This is a genomic window from Limnospira sp. PMC 289.06 (assembly GCF_032350395.1).
Classification (GTDB): domain Bacteria; phylum Cyanobacteriota; class Cyanobacteriia; order Cyanobacteriales; family Microcoleaceae; genus Limnospira; species Limnospira platensis.
In genome coordinates this window covers 1-913 of sequence record NZ_JARPLC010000371.1, presented here as the reverse complement: position 1 = coordinate 913, position 913 = coordinate 1, and the positions used below count along the sequence as shown (strand labels likewise).

The 913-nt window shown below is 39.2% G+C and carries 1 protein-coding gene; it reads left to right on the top strand.

The window, feature by feature from the left end:
* Nucleotides 1–913: hypothetical protein (locus P5674_RS25260; protein WP_315670430.1), on the top strand; the 913-nt coding region annotated here is incomplete at both ends.

Here is a 913-nt window from a genome sequence, read left to right as displayed (position 1 = left end):
AAGGTGAAGTTAATCTGTATTTAACTAATGAACGGATACAAGCAGTTATTGACTCCAATACTAATTTAGTCAAATTAACTCAGTTAACTTGGAATAATATTATTAATAAACCTGGCACTTTCCCCCCATCTACTCATTCCCATAGCTGGACTGAAATAACGTCCAAACCGTCTACGTTTACTCCATCAGAACATACACATACTATTGCTAATGTTACAGGACTTCAAAGTACATTAGACGGTAAAGAGCCTACTTTTACCAAAAGTACAGCATTTAACAAAAATTTTGGAACAACTATTGGAACTGTTACAGAAGGTAACGATGTCAGATTATCAAATGCTAGAACACCAACTAGCCATACACATACCTTATCTCAAATAACAAATTCAGGTAATGTTGCTGCCATTGATACAAATGGCAGTACATCTAACTATTTACGCGGCGATGGTGTTTGGGTAACACCTCCTAATACAACCTATTCTGCGGGAACTGGCTTAACTTTAGTAGGAACTGAGTTTAGAAACACCGCCCCAAACGTATCCACCAACCTCTCTACAAGCACTACAAGCAATACGTTAACCGTTAACAGTTCTGACGGTACTAATGCTGTATTACCTGCTGCTACAACAACCGTTGCAGGTGTAATGTCGAACGCTGATAAGACAAAGCTGGATGGGATTGCGGCAGGCGCACAAGTAAATGTAGCAACTAATTTAGGAGTAACAGCAGGAACAACAGCAGGTCCTGTAGTTACATCATCAACAGGAACTAATGTTACTTTACCTACAGCTAGTGCAACTAATTCAGGGATAATTACAACTGGGAATCAGACATGGACAGGAGTTAAAACATTTAATTCATTAATTACCGGGTCAATAAGTGGAAACGCCGGAACAGCAACAGCACTTCAAAC